This window comes from Pseudomonas sp. microsymbiont 2, from assembly GCF_054788395.1.
The window spans coordinates 1,098,028-1,112,283 of the sequence record NZ_CM139112.1; the positions used below are offsets into that span (position 1 = coordinate 1,098,028).

At 65.0% G+C, this 14,256-nt stretch carries 11 protein-coding genes; 10 read left to right on the forward strand and 1 reads right to left on the reverse strand.

The annotated features are described in order from the left end of the window. Position 1 precedes the first annotated feature (1 nt). The 9 genes from murD (at position 2) to lpxC (ending at position 10,457) form a co-directional block, all read left to right on the forward strand. Positions 2-1,348 carry a UDP-N-acetylmuramoyl-L-alanine--D-glutamate ligase gene (gene murD / locus ACYUME_RS05030; RefSeq protein ID WP_460418229.1) on the forward strand — a complete coding sequence of 449 codons (1,347 nt, stop codon included), beginning with the start codon at positions 2-4 and terminating at the stop codon, positions 1,346-1,348. Then, positions 1,345-2,559, forward strand: a complete 1,215-nt coding sequence (ftsW, locus tag ACYUME_RS05035; RefSeq protein ID WP_460418230.1) for a putative lipid II flippase FtsW — start codon at positions 1,345-1,347, stop codon at positions 2,557-2,559. The genes murD and ftsW overlap by 4 nt, the downstream gene beginning before the upstream one ends. Beyond that, positions 2,549-3,628, forward strand: a complete 1,080-nt coding sequence (gene murG, locus ACYUME_RS05040) for an undecaprenyldiphospho-muramoylpentapeptide beta-N-acetylglucosaminyltransferase (RefSeq protein ID WP_279887416.1) — start codon at positions 2,549-2,551, stop codon at positions 3,626-3,628. The genes ftsW and murG overlap by 11 nt, the downstream gene beginning before the upstream one ends. Beyond that, complete coding sequence (gene murC / locus ACYUME_RS05045) at positions 3,621-5,069, forward strand: UDP-N-acetylmuramate--L-alanine ligase (protein WP_279887415.1); 1,449 nt, start codon at positions 3,621-3,623, stop codon at positions 5,067-5,069. Before murG ends, murC begins: the two co-directional genes overlap by 8 nt. Beyond that, entirely contained in the window at positions 5,066-6,022 is a 957-nt protein-coding gene (locus tag ACYUME_RS05050) for a D-alanine--D-alanine ligase (RefSeq protein WP_279887414.1), read from the forward strand. Before murC ends, ACYUME_RS05050 begins: the two co-directional genes overlap by 4 nt. Positions 6,023-6,028: 6 nt before the next feature. Beyond that, entirely contained in the window at positions 6,029-6,898 is an 870-nt protein-coding gene (locus tag ACYUME_RS05055; RefSeq protein WP_110736708.1) for a cell division protein FtsQ/DivIB, read from the forward strand. Between the two features lie 14 nt (positions 6,899-6,912). After that, positions 6,913-8,181, forward strand: a complete 1,269-nt coding sequence (gene ftsA, locus ACYUME_RS05060) for a cell division protein FtsA (RefSeq protein ID WP_028689735.1) — start codon at positions 6,913-6,915, stop codon at positions 8,179-8,181. A gap of 55 nt (positions 8,182-8,236) precedes the next feature. After that, positions 8,237-9,433, forward strand: coding sequence for a cell division protein FtsZ (gene ftsZ, locus ACYUME_RS05065; RefSeq protein ID WP_016395521.1), 1,197 nt, complete (start codon positions 8,237-8,239; stop codon positions 9,431-9,433). A 112-nt stretch (positions 9,434-9,545) separates the two neighbouring features. After that, entirely contained in the window at positions 9,546-10,457 is a 912-nt protein-coding gene (gene lpxC, locus ACYUME_RS05070; protein ID WP_279807136.1) for a UDP-3-O-acyl-N-acetylglucosamine deacetylase, read from the forward strand. A 164-nt stretch (positions 10,458-10,621) separates the two neighbouring features. On the opposite strand, the gene ACYUME_RS05075 is transcribed toward lpxC, so the two are convergent. Continuing rightward, positions 10,622-11,077, reverse strand: a complete 456-nt coding sequence (locus ACYUME_RS05075; RefSeq protein ID WP_460418231.1) for a DUF721 domain-containing protein — start codon at positions 11,075-11,077, stop codon at positions 10,622-10,624. A gap of 355 nt (positions 11,078-11,432) precedes the next feature. On the opposite strand from ACYUME_RS05075, the gene secA reads away from it, so the two are divergent. Then, positions 11,433-14,168, forward strand: a complete 2,736-nt coding sequence (gene secA, locus ACYUME_RS05080) for a preprotein translocase subunit SecA (RefSeq protein ID WP_279887178.1) — start codon at positions 11,433-11,435, stop codon at positions 14,166-14,168. Positions 14,169-14,256: the final 88 nt, after the last annotated feature.

Below are 14,256 nucleotides of genomic sequence, written 5' to 3' on the forward strand. Positions count from 1 at the left end.
CGTGTCACTGATCGCTTCCGACCAATTCCGCATCGTTGTCGGCCTCGGCAAGAGCGGCATGTCCCTGGTTCGCTTCCTGGCGAGCCGGGGCATTGCCTTTGCGGTCGCCGACACCCGCGAGCAACCGCCGGAACTGGACACCCTGCGCCGTGAATACCCGCAGGTGGAAGTGCGCTGTGGCGAGCTGGACGTGGACTTCCTGTGCCGGGCCAACGAGCTGTACGTCAGCCCCGGCCTGGCCCTGGCCACGCCGGCCCTGCAGCAGGCCGCCGCGCGCGGCGTGAAGCTGTCCGGCGACATCGAGCTGTTCGCCCGCTACGCCAAGGCGCCGATCGTCGCCATCAGCGGCTCGAATGCCAAGAGCACCGTCACCACCCTGGTCGGCGAGATGGCCGCCAAGGCAGGCAAACGTGTGGCGGTCGGTGGCAACCTCGGCACCCCGGCCCTCGACCTGCTGGCCGACGACGTCGAGCTGTACGTGCTGGAGCTGTCGAGCTTCCAGCTGGAAACCACCGACCAGCTCAACGCCGAAGTGGCCACCGTGCTGAACATCAGCGAAGACCACATGGACCGCTACAGCGGCCTGCCGGCCTATCACCTGGCCAAGCACCGGATCTTCCGCGGCGCCCGCCAGGTGGTGGTCAATCGCCAGGATGCCCTGAGCCGTCCGCTGCCGGTCGAAGGCCGTCCGAGCTGGAGCTTCGGGCTCAACGCGCCCGACTTCAAAGCCTTCGGCCTGCGCGAGGTCGATGGCGAGAAGTACCTGGCGTTCGAATTCCAGACCCTCATGCCGGTGCGCGAGCTGAAGATCCGTGGCGCCCACAACCATGGCAACGCCCTGGCCGCGCTGGCCCTCGGTCACGCTGTCGGCCTGCCGTTCGCGCCGATGCTCGATGCCCTGCGCGAATTCAAGGGCCTGGCCCATCGCTGCCAGTGGGTGCGCGAGCGCAATGGAGTCAACTGGTACGACGATTCCAAGGCCACCAACGTCGGCGCCGCACTGGCTGCCATCGAAGGCCTGGGCGCTGATATCGAAGGCAAGCTGGTGCTGATCGCCGGTGGCGATGGCAAGGGCGCCGATTTTGCCGCCCTGCGCGCACCGGTGGCGCAGCATTGCCGCGCGGTGGTGCTGATCGGCCGCGATGCCGAACGCCTGGCCGACACCCTGAAGGACACTGTGCAACTGGTCCGCGTGCAGACCCTCGACGAGGCCGTGCAGCGTTGCGCCGAACTGGCCCAGCCGGGTGACGCGGTCCTGCTCTCGCCTGCCTGCGCCAGCCTCGACATGTTCAAGAACTTTGAAGAACGCGGGCGCCTGTTCGCCCAGGCGGCGGAGGGGCTGGCATGATCTTCGGCATCCTCAAGCCGTACCCGTCGCCGCTGATCAGCGGCCGTGGCATCGACCTCGACTTCCCCTTGCTGGCGGGCTGCCTGGCGCTGCTCGGCCTGGGCCTGGTGATGATCACCTCGGCCTCCTCGGAAGTGGCCGCGGTGCAGTCGGGCAACCCGCTCTATCACATGTTCCGCCACCTGGTGTACGTCGCCCTTGGCCTCGGCGCCGGGTTGATGACCATGCTGGTGCCGATCGCCACCTGGCAGCGCATGGGCTTCATGATGCTGCTCGGCGCCTTCGGCCTGCTGGTGCTGGTGCTGGTGCCAGGTATCGGTCGCGAAGTGAACGGTTCGATGCGCTGGATCGGCTTCAGCTTCTTCAACGTCCAGCCATCGGAAATCGCCAAGGTCTTCGTGGTCATCTACCTGGCAGGCTACCTGGTGCGCCGGCAGACCGAAGTGCGCGAAAGCTGGATGGGCTTCTTCAAGCCGTTCATCGTGCTGTTGCCGATGGCCGGCCTGCTGCTGATGGAGCCCGACTTCGGCGCCACGGTGGTGATGATGGGGGCGGCGGCGGCCATGCTGTTCCTCGGTGGGGTCGGCTTGTTCCGATTCTCGCTGATGGTGGTGCTGGCGGTGGTTTCGGTGGTCGTCCTGGTCCAGGCGCAGCCTTACCGGATGGCGCGACTGATCACCTTCACCGACCCATGGTCCGACCAGTTCGGTTCCGGCTACCAGCTGACCCAGGCGCTGATCGCTTTCGGTCGCGGCGAATGGCTGGGCGTGGGCCTGGGCAACAGCGTGCAGAAGCAGTTCTACCTGCCCGAAGCGCATACCGACTTCGTGTTCTCGGTGCTGGCCGAAGAGCTCGGCGTGGTCGGCTCGCTGCTGACCATCGCGCTGTTCGTCTTCATCACCGTGCGCGCCCTGTACATCGGCCTGTGGGCCGAGAAGGCCAAGCAGTTCTTCGCCGCCTACATGGCCTTTGGCCTGGCGTTCCTGTGGATCGGCCAGTTCCTGATCAACATCGGCGTGAACGTCGGCCTGCTGCCGACCAAGGGCCTGACCTTGCCGTTCCTCAGCTACGGAGGCAGCTCGCTGGTGATCTGCTGCGCCTGCGTGGGGCTGCTGCTGCGCATCGAATGGGAGAGTCGCACGCACCTGGGCAGCGAAGAGCACGAATTCAAGGAAAGCGATTTTGCCGAGGAGACCAGTCATGGCCGCTGACGGCAAGAACGTCCTGATCATGGCCGGCGGTACCGGTGGCCACGTGTTCCCGGCGCTGGCCTGTGCCCGCGAATTCCAGGCCCGTGGCTACAGCGTGCACTGGCTGGGCACCCCGCGTGGCATCGAGAACGAGCTGGTGCCCCAGGCCGGCCTGCCGCTGCACCTGATCCAGGTCACCGGCTTGCGCGGCAAGGGCAAGCTGTCGCTGCTCAAGGCGCCATTCACGCTGGTCAAGGCCGTGCTGCAGGCGCGGCGGATCATCCGCGAGCTCAAGCCGGTCTGCGTGGTCGGTTTCGGCGGTTACGTCACCGGCCCCGGCGGCGTCGCCGCGCGGCTGTGCGGCGTGCCGCTGGTGATCCACGAACAGAACGCCCGCGCCGGTACCACCAATCGCTTGTTGCTGCCGATGGCGGCGCGGGTCTGCGAGGCCTTCCCGGACACCTTCGCGGCCAGCGACAAGCTGCGCACCACCGGCAATCCGGTGCGCCCGGAGCTGTTCATGGACGCCCGGCGCGCGCCGCTCGCCGAGCGTCGTGCGCGCCTGCTGGTGATGGGTGGCAGCCTGGGTGCGGAACCATTGAACAAATTGTTGCCTAAGGCCCTGTCCGAGGTGCCGGAAAACCTGCGTCCCGAGGTGTTCCACCAGGCTGGGAAAAACCATGGTCCGGTCACCGCCGAGCGTTATCGCGAGGCGGGGGTCGAGGCCCAGGTCGAACCGTTCATCAAGGACATGGCCCATGCCTATGGCTGGGCCGATATGGTGGTGTGCCGGGCCGGCGCCCTGACCGTCAGCGAACTCGCGGCGGCGGGCCTGCCCTCGATGCTGGTGCCGTTGCCCCATGCCATCGACGACCACCAGACCCACAACGCCCAATACCTGGCTCGTGAAGGCGCCGCCTTCCTGATGCCACAAGCGACAACTGGCGCAGCGCAGCTCGCTGAACGCCTGAACGAGGTGCTGATGCAACCCGAGAAACTCAACACCATGGCCGGCACCGCGCGTCGCCTGGCCAAGCCTGCCGCAACCAGCACCGTGGTCGATATCTGCCTGGAGGTGGCCCATGGTTGAGAGCCAGAAAGCCATGCCCCAGCCGAAGATGGGCCGTATCCGTCGTATCCACTTCGTCGGCATCGGCGGCGTGGGCATGTGCGGCATCGCCGAGGTGCTGCTGAACCTGGGCTATGAAGTGTCCGGTTCCGACCTCAAGGTTTCGCCGGTCACCGAGCGCCTGGAGTCGTTCGGCGCCGAGATCTTCGTCGGCCATCGCGCCGAGAACGCCGCCAATGCCGACGTGCTGGTGGTGTCCAGCGCGATCAATCCGGCCAACCCGGAAGTCGCCACCGCCCTGGAGCGCCGTATTCCCGTCGTGCCGCGCGCCGAGATGCTCGCCGAGCTGATGCGCTACCGCCACGGCGTGGCGGTGGCCGGTACCCACGGCAAGACCACCACCACCAGCCTGCTGGCCTCGGTGTTCGCCGCCGGTGGCCTGGACCCGACCTTCGTCATCGGCGGGCGCCTGACCGCGGCCGGCACCAACGCGCAGCTGGGCACCAGCCGCTACCTGATCGCCGAGGCCGACGAGAGCGACGCCAGCTTCCTGCACCTGCAGCCGATGGTGGCCGTGGTCACCAATATCGACGCCGACCACATGGCGACCTACGAAGGCGACTTCAACAAGCTGAAGAAGACCTTCGTCGAGTTCCTGCACAACCTGCCGTTCTACGGCCTGGCCGTGATGTGCCTGGACGATCCGGTGGTGCGCGAGATCCTGCCGCAGGTCAAGCGTCCGACCGTCACCTACGGTTTCAGCGAAGAGGCCGACATCCGCGCCATCAACGTGCGCCAGCAGGGCATGCAGACCCACTTCACCGTGCTGCGCCGTGACTGCGAGCCGCTGGAAGTGTCGGTGAACATGCCGGGCAACCACAACGTGCTCAATGCCCTGGCCACCATCGCCATCGCCACCGACGAAGGCATCAGCGACGAAGCCATCGTCCAGGGGCTGTCTGGCTTCCAGGGCGTCGGTCGACGCTTCCAGGTATACGGCGAACTGCCGGTCGACGGCGGCAGCGTGATGCTGGTCGACGACTACGGCCACCACCCGACCGAGGTCGCCGCGGTGATCAAGGCCGTGCGTGGCGGCTGGCCGAGCCGGCGTCTGGTGATCGTCTACCAGCCGCACCGCTATAGCCGCACCCGCGACCTGTACGACGATTTCGTGCAGGTGCTGGGCGATGCCAACGTGCTGCTGCTGATGGAGGTCTACCCGGCCGGCGAAGAGCCGATCCCCGGCGCCGACAGCCGCCAGCTGTGCCACAGCATTCGCCAGCGCGGCAAGCTCGATCCGATCTACATCGAGCGCGGCGCCGAACTCGCGCCGTTGGTCAAGCCGCTGCTGCGCGCCGGCGACATCCTGATCTGCCAGGGTGCCGGCGATGTCGGCGGCCTGGCTCCGCAACTGATGAAGAGCCCGCTGTTCGCTGGCGCCAAGCAGGAGAAGTCGAAATGACCAGCGCCTACGACACGCTGCATTCCACCCTCGACGTCAAGGCCTTCGGCCGCGTCGCCGTGCTCTACGGCGGCAAGAGCGCCGAACGTGAAGTTTCGCTCAAGTCGGGCAAGGCCGTGATCGAGGCGCTGACCAGCGCCGGTGTCGACGTGGTCGCCATCGATGTCGGCGACGACCTGCTGGCCCGCCTGCAGCGCGAGAAGATCGACCGCGCCTTCATCATCCTCCACGGTCGTGGCGGTGAGGACGGCAGCATGCAGGGCCTGCTCGAGTGCCTGGGCATCCCTTACACCGGCAGCGGCATCCTCGCCTCGGCGCTGGCCATGGACAAGCTGCGCACCAAGCAGGTGTGGCAGAGCCTGGGCATCCCGACGCCGCGTCACGCGGTACTGGCCAGCGAGCAGGACTGCGTTGCCGCCAGCGCGGAGCTGGGCTTCCCGCTGATCGTCAAGCCGGCCCATGAAGGCTCCAGCATCGGCATGGCCAAGGTGAACAGCGAGCAAGAGCTGGTCGCCGCCTGGAAGGACGCCGCCAAGTATGACTCTCAGGTGCTGGTCGAGCAGTGGATCCACGGTCCGGAGTTCACCATCGCTGTGCTGCGCGGCCAGGTGCTGCCGCCGATCGCGCTGGGCACCCCGCACGTGTTCTACGACTACGACGCCAAGTACATCGCCAATGACACCCAGTACCGCATCCCGTGCGGCCTGGACAGTGCCAAGGAGCAAGAGCTGATCGACCTGACCGCGCGCGCCTGCGATGCCGTTGGCATCGAGGGCTGGGGCCGGCTGGACGTGATGCAGGACGAGCAAGGCCGGTTCTGGCTGCTCGAAGTCAACACCGCACCGGGCATGACCGACCATAGCCTGGTGCCCATGGCGGCCCGCGCCGCCGGCCTGGATTTCCAGCAACTGGTGCTGGCGATCCTGGCCGACAGCGTAGCGAAGCGAGGTTAACCAGCCATGCAAGGCGCGATGATACGTCAGCAACCACCCGTTACCGGCCGCAGCAAGCCGGTGCCGCGTGGTGCCAGCCGACTGGTGGCCGACGAGCCCGTATCGGCGCGCCTGCCACGACCAAGCTTCGGCGGTCTCAAGCGCCTGTTGTGGCCGGTGCTGCTGGTCGCCGCGGGCTTTGGCGCCTACGAGGGCGCCATCCGCCTGATGCCCTACGCCGACCGGCCGATCACCAAGATCGACGTGCAGGGTGACCTGAGTTACATCAGCCAGCAGTCGGTACAGCAGCGGATCGCGCCCTATGTGGCGGCGAGCTTCTTCACCGTCGACCTGGCGGCGATGCGTGTGGAACTGGAGCAGATGCCCTGGATCGCCCATGCCGAGGTGCGCCGGGTGTGGCCGGACGAGGTAGTGATCCGCCTGGAAGAACAGTTGCCGGTGGCACGCTGGGGTGACGAGGCCTTGCTCAACAACCAGGGCCAGGCCTTCACCCCGCGCGAGCTGGCCAACTACGAGCACCTGCCGCAGCTGTTCGGGCCGCAGCGCGCTCAGCAACAAGTCATGCAGCAGTATCAGGTATTGAGCCAGATGCTGCGCCCCATGGGCTTTTCCATCGCTCGCCTGGAGCTGCGCGAGCGAGGCAGCTGGTTCCTGACCACCGGCGCGGGTAGCGCCGGCCCAGGCGTCGAGCTGCTGCTGGGGCGCGACCACCTGGTGGAGAAGATGCGCCGTTTCATTGCCATTTACGACAAATCGCTTAAAGACCAGATCACCAATATCGCCCGCATCGATCTGCGTTATTCCAACGGACTTGCCGTTGGTTGGCGGGAACCGAATGCACCGACGACGGCCCAACCCGCCGTTGCGAAGAATTAGAGAGAGGCAGGACCATGGCAAACGCGCATAGCGGCAAAATGATCGTCGGGCTGGACATCGGCACCTCCAAGGTGGTGGCGCTGGTGGGTGAGGTCGGCGAGGACGGTACCCTGGAGATCGTGGGCATCGGCACCCACCCTTCGCGCGGCCTGAAGAAGGGCGTGGTGGTGAACATCGAGTCGACCGTGCAGTCGATCCAGCGCGCCGTCGAAGAGGCCCAGCTGATGGCTGGCTGCCGTATCCACTCGGCGTTCGTCGGCGTGGCCGGCAATCACATTCGCAGCCTGAACTCCCACGGCATCGTCGCCATCCGCGACCGCGAGGTCAGCACCGCCGACCTCGAGCGCGTGCTCGACGCCGCCCAGGCCGTGGCCATTCCGGCTGACCAGCGCGTGCTGCACACCCTGCCGCAGGACTACGTGATCGATAACCAGGAAGGCGTGCGCGAGCCCCTGGGCATGTCGGGCGTGCGCCTGGAAGCCAAGGTTCACGTGGTCACCTGCGCGGTCAACGCCGCGCAGAACATCGAGAAGTGCGTGCGCCGCTGCGGCCTGGAAATCGACGACATCATCCTCGAGCAGCTGGCCTCGGCCTACTCGGTGCTGACCGACGACGAGAAAGAGCTGGGCGTGTGCCTGGTGGACATCGGCGGCGGCACCACCGACATCGCCATCTTCACCGAAGGCGCGATCCGTCACACCGCGGTGATCCCGATCGCTGGCGACCAGGTCACCAACGACATCGCCATGGCCCTGCGCACGCCCACGCAGTACGCCGAGGAAATCAAGATCCGCTACGCCTGCGCCCTGGCCAAGCTGGCCGGCGCCGGCGAGACCATCAAGGTGCCGAGCGTCGGCGATCGTCCGCCGCGCGAGCTGTCGCGCCAGGCCCTGGCCGAGGTGGTGGAGCCGCGTTACGACGAGCTGTTCACCCTGATCCAGGCCGAGCTGCGCCGCAGCGGCTTCGAGGACCTGGTGCCAGCCGGCATCGTGCTCACCGGCGGCACCGCGAAGATGGAAGGCGCCGTGGAACTGGCCGAGGAAATCTTCCACATGCCGGTACGCCTGGGCGTGCCGCACAGCGTTCGGGGGCTGAGCGACGTGGTGCGCAACCCGATCTACTCCACCGGTGTGGGCCTGCTCACCTATGGCCTGCAGAAGCAGTCCGAGGACCCGTCCCTGACCGGTATCAGCAACAGCAACAGCAGCAACAACAGCTATGGCGATGAACCGAAGGGCCCTGTGCTTGAACGACTCAAGCGTTGGGTCCAGAGCAACTTCTAAGTTTCAAAGCAGTAGTGGTAGGCGCGACAACTAGAGAACTGTAAGGAGAGGGAAAATGTTCGAGCTCGTAGACAACGTCCCGCAAAGCCCGGTCATCAAAGTGATCGGTGTCGGCGGTGGCGGCGGCAACGCCGTCAACCACATGGTCAAGAGCAGCATCGAGGGCGTGGAATTCATCTGCGCCAACACTGATGCTCAGGCGCTGAAAAACATCGGCGCACGCACCATCCTGCAACTGGGCACTGGCGTGACCAAGGGCCTGGGTGCCGGCGCCAATCCGGAAGTCGGTCGTCAGGCCGCGCTGGAAGACCGTGAGCGCATCGCCGAGGTGCTGCAGGGCACCAACATGGTGTTCATCACCACCGGCATGGGCGGCGGCACCGGTACCGGCGCGGCGCCGATCATCGCCGAAGTGGCCAAGGAAATGGGCATCCTCACCGTCGCGGTGGTGACCCGTCCGTTCCCGTTCGAAGGCCGCAAGCGCATGCAGATCGCCGACGAAGGCATCCGCATGCTGGCTGAAAGCGTCGACTCGCTGATCACCATCCCCAACGAGAAGCTGCTGACCATCCTGGGCAAGGATGCCAGCCTGCTGTCCGCCTTCGCCAAGGCCGACGACGTGCTGGCCGGTGCCGTGCGCGGTATCTCCGACATCATCAAGCGTCCGGGCATGATCAACGTCGACTTCGCCGACGTGCGCACCGTGATGGGCGAGATGGGCATGGCGATGATGGGTACCGGTTGCGCCAGCGGCCCGAACCGTGCCCGCGAAGCCACCGAGGCGGCGATTCGCAACCCGCTGCTCGAAGACGTCAACCTGCAGGGCGCCCGCGGCATCCTGGTGAACATCACCGCAGGCCCCGACCTGTCGCTGGGCGAGTACTCCGACGTGGGTAGCATCATCGAAGCCTTCGCCTCCGACCACGCGATGGTCAAGGTCGGCACCGTGATCGATCCGGACATGCGCGACGAACTGCACGTGACCGTGGTCGCCACTGGCCTGGGCGCGCGCATCGAGAAGCCGGTCAAGGTCGTCGACAACACCCTGCAGACCGCGCAGCAGGCGTACGAAGCCTCCAACCCGGCCCCGGTCCGCCAGGAGCAGTCGGCCGTCAACTACCGTGACCTGGAGCGTCCGACCGTGATGCGCAACCAGGCCCATGCGGGTGCCGCGGCGGCAGCTAAACTCAACCCTCAGGATGACCTGGACTACCTGGATATCCCGGCGTTCCTGCGTCGTCAGGCCGATTAATGGAATTTATCAGGGGTATAAGGGTGATTGGTGTTCAGCAAAGGCCGGGTCTGTTATCATCCCCAGCCTTTGTTGATACCTGTTCGCAATTTGCGCTGAAGCGGCCAATGCCATGATTAGACAACGCACCCTGAAGAATACCATCCGTGCCACAGGTGTCGGCCTGCACTCCGGGGAGAAGGTCTACCTGACCCTCAAGCCTGCGCCTGTCGACACCGGCATCGTCTTCCGTCGCGCCGATCTCTCGCCTGTCGTGGAGATCCCGGCGCGCGCGGCCAATGTCGGTGAGACCACCATGTCCACCACGCTGGTCAACGGTGACGTCAAAGTCGATACGGTCGAGCACCTGCTCTCCGCCATGGCGGGCCTGGGCATCGATAACGCCTACGTCGAGCTCTCCGCCTCGGAAGTGCCGATCATGGATGGCAGCGCCGGACCCTTCGTATTCCTGATTCAATCGGCCGGCCTGGAAGAACAGGACGCACCGAAGAAGTTCATCCGCATCCTGCGCGAAGTGACGGTGGAAGAGGGCGACAAGCGCGCCACTTTCCTGCCCTTCGACGGGTTCAAGGTGAGCTTCGAGATCGACTTCGATCATCCGGTCCTCAAGGGCCAGACCCAGAGCGCGGTCGTCGACTTCTCCAGCACCTCGTTCGTGAAGGAAGTCAGTCGCGCCCGCACGTTCGGCTTCATGCGTGACATCGAGTACCTGCGCAAGCACAACCTTGCGCTGGGCGGCAGCGTGGAAAACGCCATCGTGGTCGACGAGACCGGTGTGCTCAACGAAGACGGCCTTCGTTCCGATGACGAATTCGTCAAGCACAAGATTCTCGACGCCATCGGCGACCTCTACCTGCTGGGCAACAGCCTGATCGGCGAGTTCAAGGGCTACAAGTCCGGACACGCGCTGAACAACCAGCTGCTGCGCAAGCTGATCGCAGAAACCGACGCCTGGGAAGTGGTCACTTTCGAAGATGCCAGCACGGCACCGATCTCGTACATGCGCCCTGTTGCGGCCGTGTAAGTTCGAACACTCTCTCTAGTGATTGAGGCCACCTTCGGGTGGCCTTTTTTATGGAGTGCAGCCAGAAGATGGCGCGTGGGAGCGGGCTTGACCCGCGATGGGTCCGCGCACGCTATCGCGGGGCAAGTCGGGTCGCCGCATCGCCGCTCCCACGTGGTCGTATATCAGGCTTTGCCCTGCGCATGCGCCGCCAGGCGCTCCAGCGCTGCGCGCAACTTCGGATCGCTGATGCCCTCGGCCGAACCAAGGATGCTGTCTGCGGCAGATTCCGACAGTTCAGGCCCGTGGCCTTGGTGTTTTGCTGCTACCAGCGGTGGTTGCACCTTGAACTGGATGCGGTTGAGGTTGGCGAAGACTTCCATGGCCTGCAACTGGCGCTGCAGGCGCTTCTGCTGGTAACGCAGGCGCGTTGCCCAGTGCCCGTCGGTCACCACCAGCAACAAGGCCCCTTCCTTCCAGGACGCCACGTGGCAATGCTCGCGGGCGGCCGGTTGCAGCTGGCTTTCCAGCAGGCGCTGCAGGTGCTCCAGGCGCTCGGCCTGGTTGAGCAGCAGGCGCAGTGGCCGGGCCTTGCGCAGCAGGTCGGCGGGAGGGCGGGCAGGGGTGGGTTTGTAGGCCATGGAGGTATGCAGAGGGTTACAGGATCGACAGTCTACCAGTTGGGCATTCATCGCGGGACAAGCCCGCTCCCACGCCAGCGTGTGGCGGGGCGTGGGAGCGAGCTTGCCCCGCGAGCGGTCGCTGGATCTTGATGCAAGTCATTCTCGATACGTTTCATCCTCGCGCACCTTGAACTTGCGCGAAAAGCCCCTATGTTAGTCAGGCCCCTGAAAAACGCTGTGCCAGCATCGTGGAAATCCACCACTTTCCTCACTCTCGTTTCCGGGTAGAATGCTCGTTCGCATGCGGCCTCAGGGCTGCACGGGCGACTCATGGGGCCGCCCTCCATCCCTACGTGTGGAAGATCCTGCCGATATGTTTGCGCCTTTGTTAAAAAAACTTTTTGGAAGCAAGAACGAGCGTGAAATCAAGCGCATGCTCAAGACGGTGAGCACCGTCAATGCCTTCGAAGAGAAGATGGTGGCCCTCTCCGACGAGCAGCTGCGGGGCAAGACCGCAGAGTTCAAGGAGCGCCTGGCCAAAGGCGAAACCCTCGACCAGCTGTTGCCCGAAGCCTTCGCCGTGGCCCGTGAGGCCGGCAAGCGCGTGATGGGCATGCGCCACTTCGATGTCCAGCTGATCGGCGGCATGACCCTGCACGAGGGCATGATCGCAGAAATGCGCACCGGTGAAGGCAAGACCTTGGTCGGTACCCTGGCCGTGTACCTCAACGCGCTGTCCGGCAAGGGCGTGCACGTGGTCACGGTCAACGACTACCTGGCCCGCCGCGACGCCAACTGGATGCGTCCGCTGTACGAATTCCTCGGCCTCAACGTCGGCATCGTCTCGGCGTTCCAGCCGCCGGAAGAAAAGCGCGCCGCCTATGCCGCCGACATCACCTACGGCACCAACAACGAATTCGGTTTCGACTACCTGCGCGACAACATGGCGTTCAGCCAGGACGAGAAGTTCCAGCGCGAGCTGAACTTCGCGGTGATCGACGAAGTCGACTCGATCCTCATCGACGAAGCGCGTACCCCGCTGATCATCTCCGGCCAGGCCGAGGACAGCTCCAAGCTGTACATCGAGATCAACCGCCTGATCCCGCGCCTGACCCAGCACATCGAGGAAGTCGAAGGCCAGGTCACTCAGGAAGGCCACTACACCATCGACGAGAAGAGCCGTCAGGTCGAACTGAACGAGGCCGGCCACCAGTTCATCGAGGACATGCTCACCCAGTCCGGCCTGCTGGCCGAAGGCGAGAGCCTGTACTCGGCGCATAACCTGAGCCTGCTGACCCACGTCTATGCAGGCCTGCGCGCGCACAAGTTGTTCCACCGCAACGTCGAGTACATCGTCCAGGAAGGGCAGATCCTGCTGATCGACGAGCACACCGGTCGTACCATGCCGGGCCGCCGCCTGTCCGAAGGCCTGCACCAGGCCATCGAAGCGAAGGAAAACCTGAATATCCAGGCCGAGAGCCAGACCCTGGCCTCGACCACCTTCCAGAACTACTTCCGTCTCTACACCAAGCTGTCCGGCATGACCGGTACCGCCGACACCGAGGCGTTCGAGTTCGCCCAGATCTACGCCCTCAACGTGATGGTCATCCCACCGAACAAGCCGTTGGCCCGCAAGGACTTCAACGACCTGGTGTACCTGACCGCCGACGAGAAATACGCCGCGATCATCGCCGACATCAAGGAAAGCATGGCCCAGGGCCGTCCCGTCCTGGTCGGTACCGCGACTATCGAAACCTCCGAGCACATGTCCAACCTGCTCAAGAAGGAAGGTATCGATCACAAGGTCCTGAACGCCAAGTACCACGAGAAGGAAGCCGAGATCATCGCGCAAGCAGGTGCTCCAGGCGCCCTGACCATCGCCACCAACATGGCCGGTCGTGGTACCGACATCCTGCTGGGCGGCAACTGGGAGGCCGAGGTGGCCGCCCTGGACAACCCGACCGCCGAACAGATCGCCCAGATCAAGGCCGACTGGCAGAAGCGTCACCAGCAGGTACTGGAGGCCGGTGGCCTGCACGTGATCGCCTCCGAGCGCCACGAATCGCGTCGTATCGACAACCAGTTGCGTGGCCGTGCCGGCCGTCAGGGCGACGCCGGTTCCAGTCGCTTCTACCTGTCGCTGGAAGACAGCCTGATGCGCATCTTCGCCTCCGACCGGGTGAAGAACTTCATGAAGGCGCTCGGCATGCAGTCCGGCGAGGCCATCGAGCACCGCATGGTGACCAACGCGATCGAGAAGGCGCAGCGCAAGGTCGAAGGCCGTAACTTCGACATCCGCAAGCAACTGCTCGAATACGACGACGTGGCCAACGAACAGCGCAAGGTGATCTACCACATGCGCAACAGCCTGCTCGCCGCCGACAACATCGGCGACACCATCGGTGAATTCCGCCAGGAAGTGCTCGATGCCACCATCAGCCAGCACATCCCGCCGCAATCGCTGCCCGAGCAGTGGGACGTGGCCGGCCTGGAGGCCTCGCTGGCCAGCGATTTCGCCATGAAGCTGCCGATCCAGCAGTGGCTCGACGAGGACGACAAGCTCTACGAAGAGACCCTGCGCGAGAAGCTGATGAGCGAGATCACCAGCGCCTACAACGAGAAAGAGGACCAGGCCGGCGAGGACGCGCTGCGTACCTTCGAAAAGCAGATCCTGCTGCGCGTGCTGGACGATCTGTGGAAAGACCACCTGTCGACCATGGATCACCTGCGCCACGGTATTCACCTGCGTGGCTATGCGCAGAAGAACCCGAAGCAGGAGTACAAGCGCGAGTCGTTCACCCTGTTCCAGGAACTGCTGGACTCGATCAAGCGCGACACCATCCGCGTCCTGTCGCACGTTCAGGTGCGTCGCGAAGATCCGGTCGAGGAAGAAGCGCGCCTGCGCCGCGAGGCCGAGGAACTGGCCAGCCGCATGCAGTTCCAGCATGCCGCCGCGCCGGGCCTGGAAGGCGCGCAGGCGGCCGAGGAGGGCGCTGAAGTCGCCGTGGCCTCGGCACCGGTTCGCAACGACATGAAGCTGGGCCGCAACGAGCCGTGCTGGTGTGGTTCGGGCAAGAAGTTCAAGCATTGCCACGGTCAGATCGAGTAATCGATCCTGCGTGACATCCGAGGGGCCGCGTTGCGGCCCTTTCGCGACACAAGGCCGCTCCCACAGGTACAGCGCTCGGCTGAAGAGC

Excerpts from the sequence above, each read along its gene's own strand:
- secA (WP_279887178.1), top strand. The coding sequence starts at position 11,433 with ATGTTTGCGCCTTTGTTAAAAAAACTTTTTGGAAGCAAGAACGAGCGT.
- murG (WP_279887416.1), top strand. The coding sequence starts at position 2,549 with ATGGCCGCTGACGGCAAGAACGTCCTGATCATGGCCGGCGGTACCGGT.
- lpxC (WP_279807136.1), top strand. The coding sequence starts at position 9,546 with ATGATTAGACAACGCACCCTGAAGAATACCATCCGTGCCACAGGTGTC.
- ftsW (WP_460418230.1), top strand. The coding sequence starts at position 1,345 with ATGATCTTCGGCATCCTCAAGCCGTACCCGTCGCCGCTGATCAGCGGC.
- ACYUME_RS05055 (WP_110736708.1), top strand. The coding sequence starts at position 6,029 with ATGCAAGGCGCGATGATACGTCAGCAACCACCCGTTACCGGCCGCAGC.
- ftsA (WP_028689735.1), top strand. The coding sequence starts at position 6,913 with ATGGCAAACGCGCATAGCGGCAAAATGATCGTCGGGCTGGACATCGGC.
- ACYUME_RS05075 (WP_460418231.1), bottom strand. The coding sequence starts at position 11,077 with ATGGCCTACAAACCCACCCCTGCCCGCCCTCCCGCCGACCTGCTGCGC.
- murC (WP_279887415.1), top strand. The coding sequence starts at position 3,621 with ATGGTTGAGAGCCAGAAAGCCATGCCCCAGCCGAAGATGGGCCGTATC.
- ftsZ (WP_016395521.1), top strand. The coding sequence starts at position 8,237 with ATGTTCGAGCTCGTAGACAACGTCCCGCAAAGCCCGGTCATCAAAGTG.
- ACYUME_RS05050 (WP_279887414.1), top strand. The coding sequence starts at position 5,066 with ATGACCAGCGCCTACGACACGCTGCATTCCACCCTCGACGTCAAGGCC.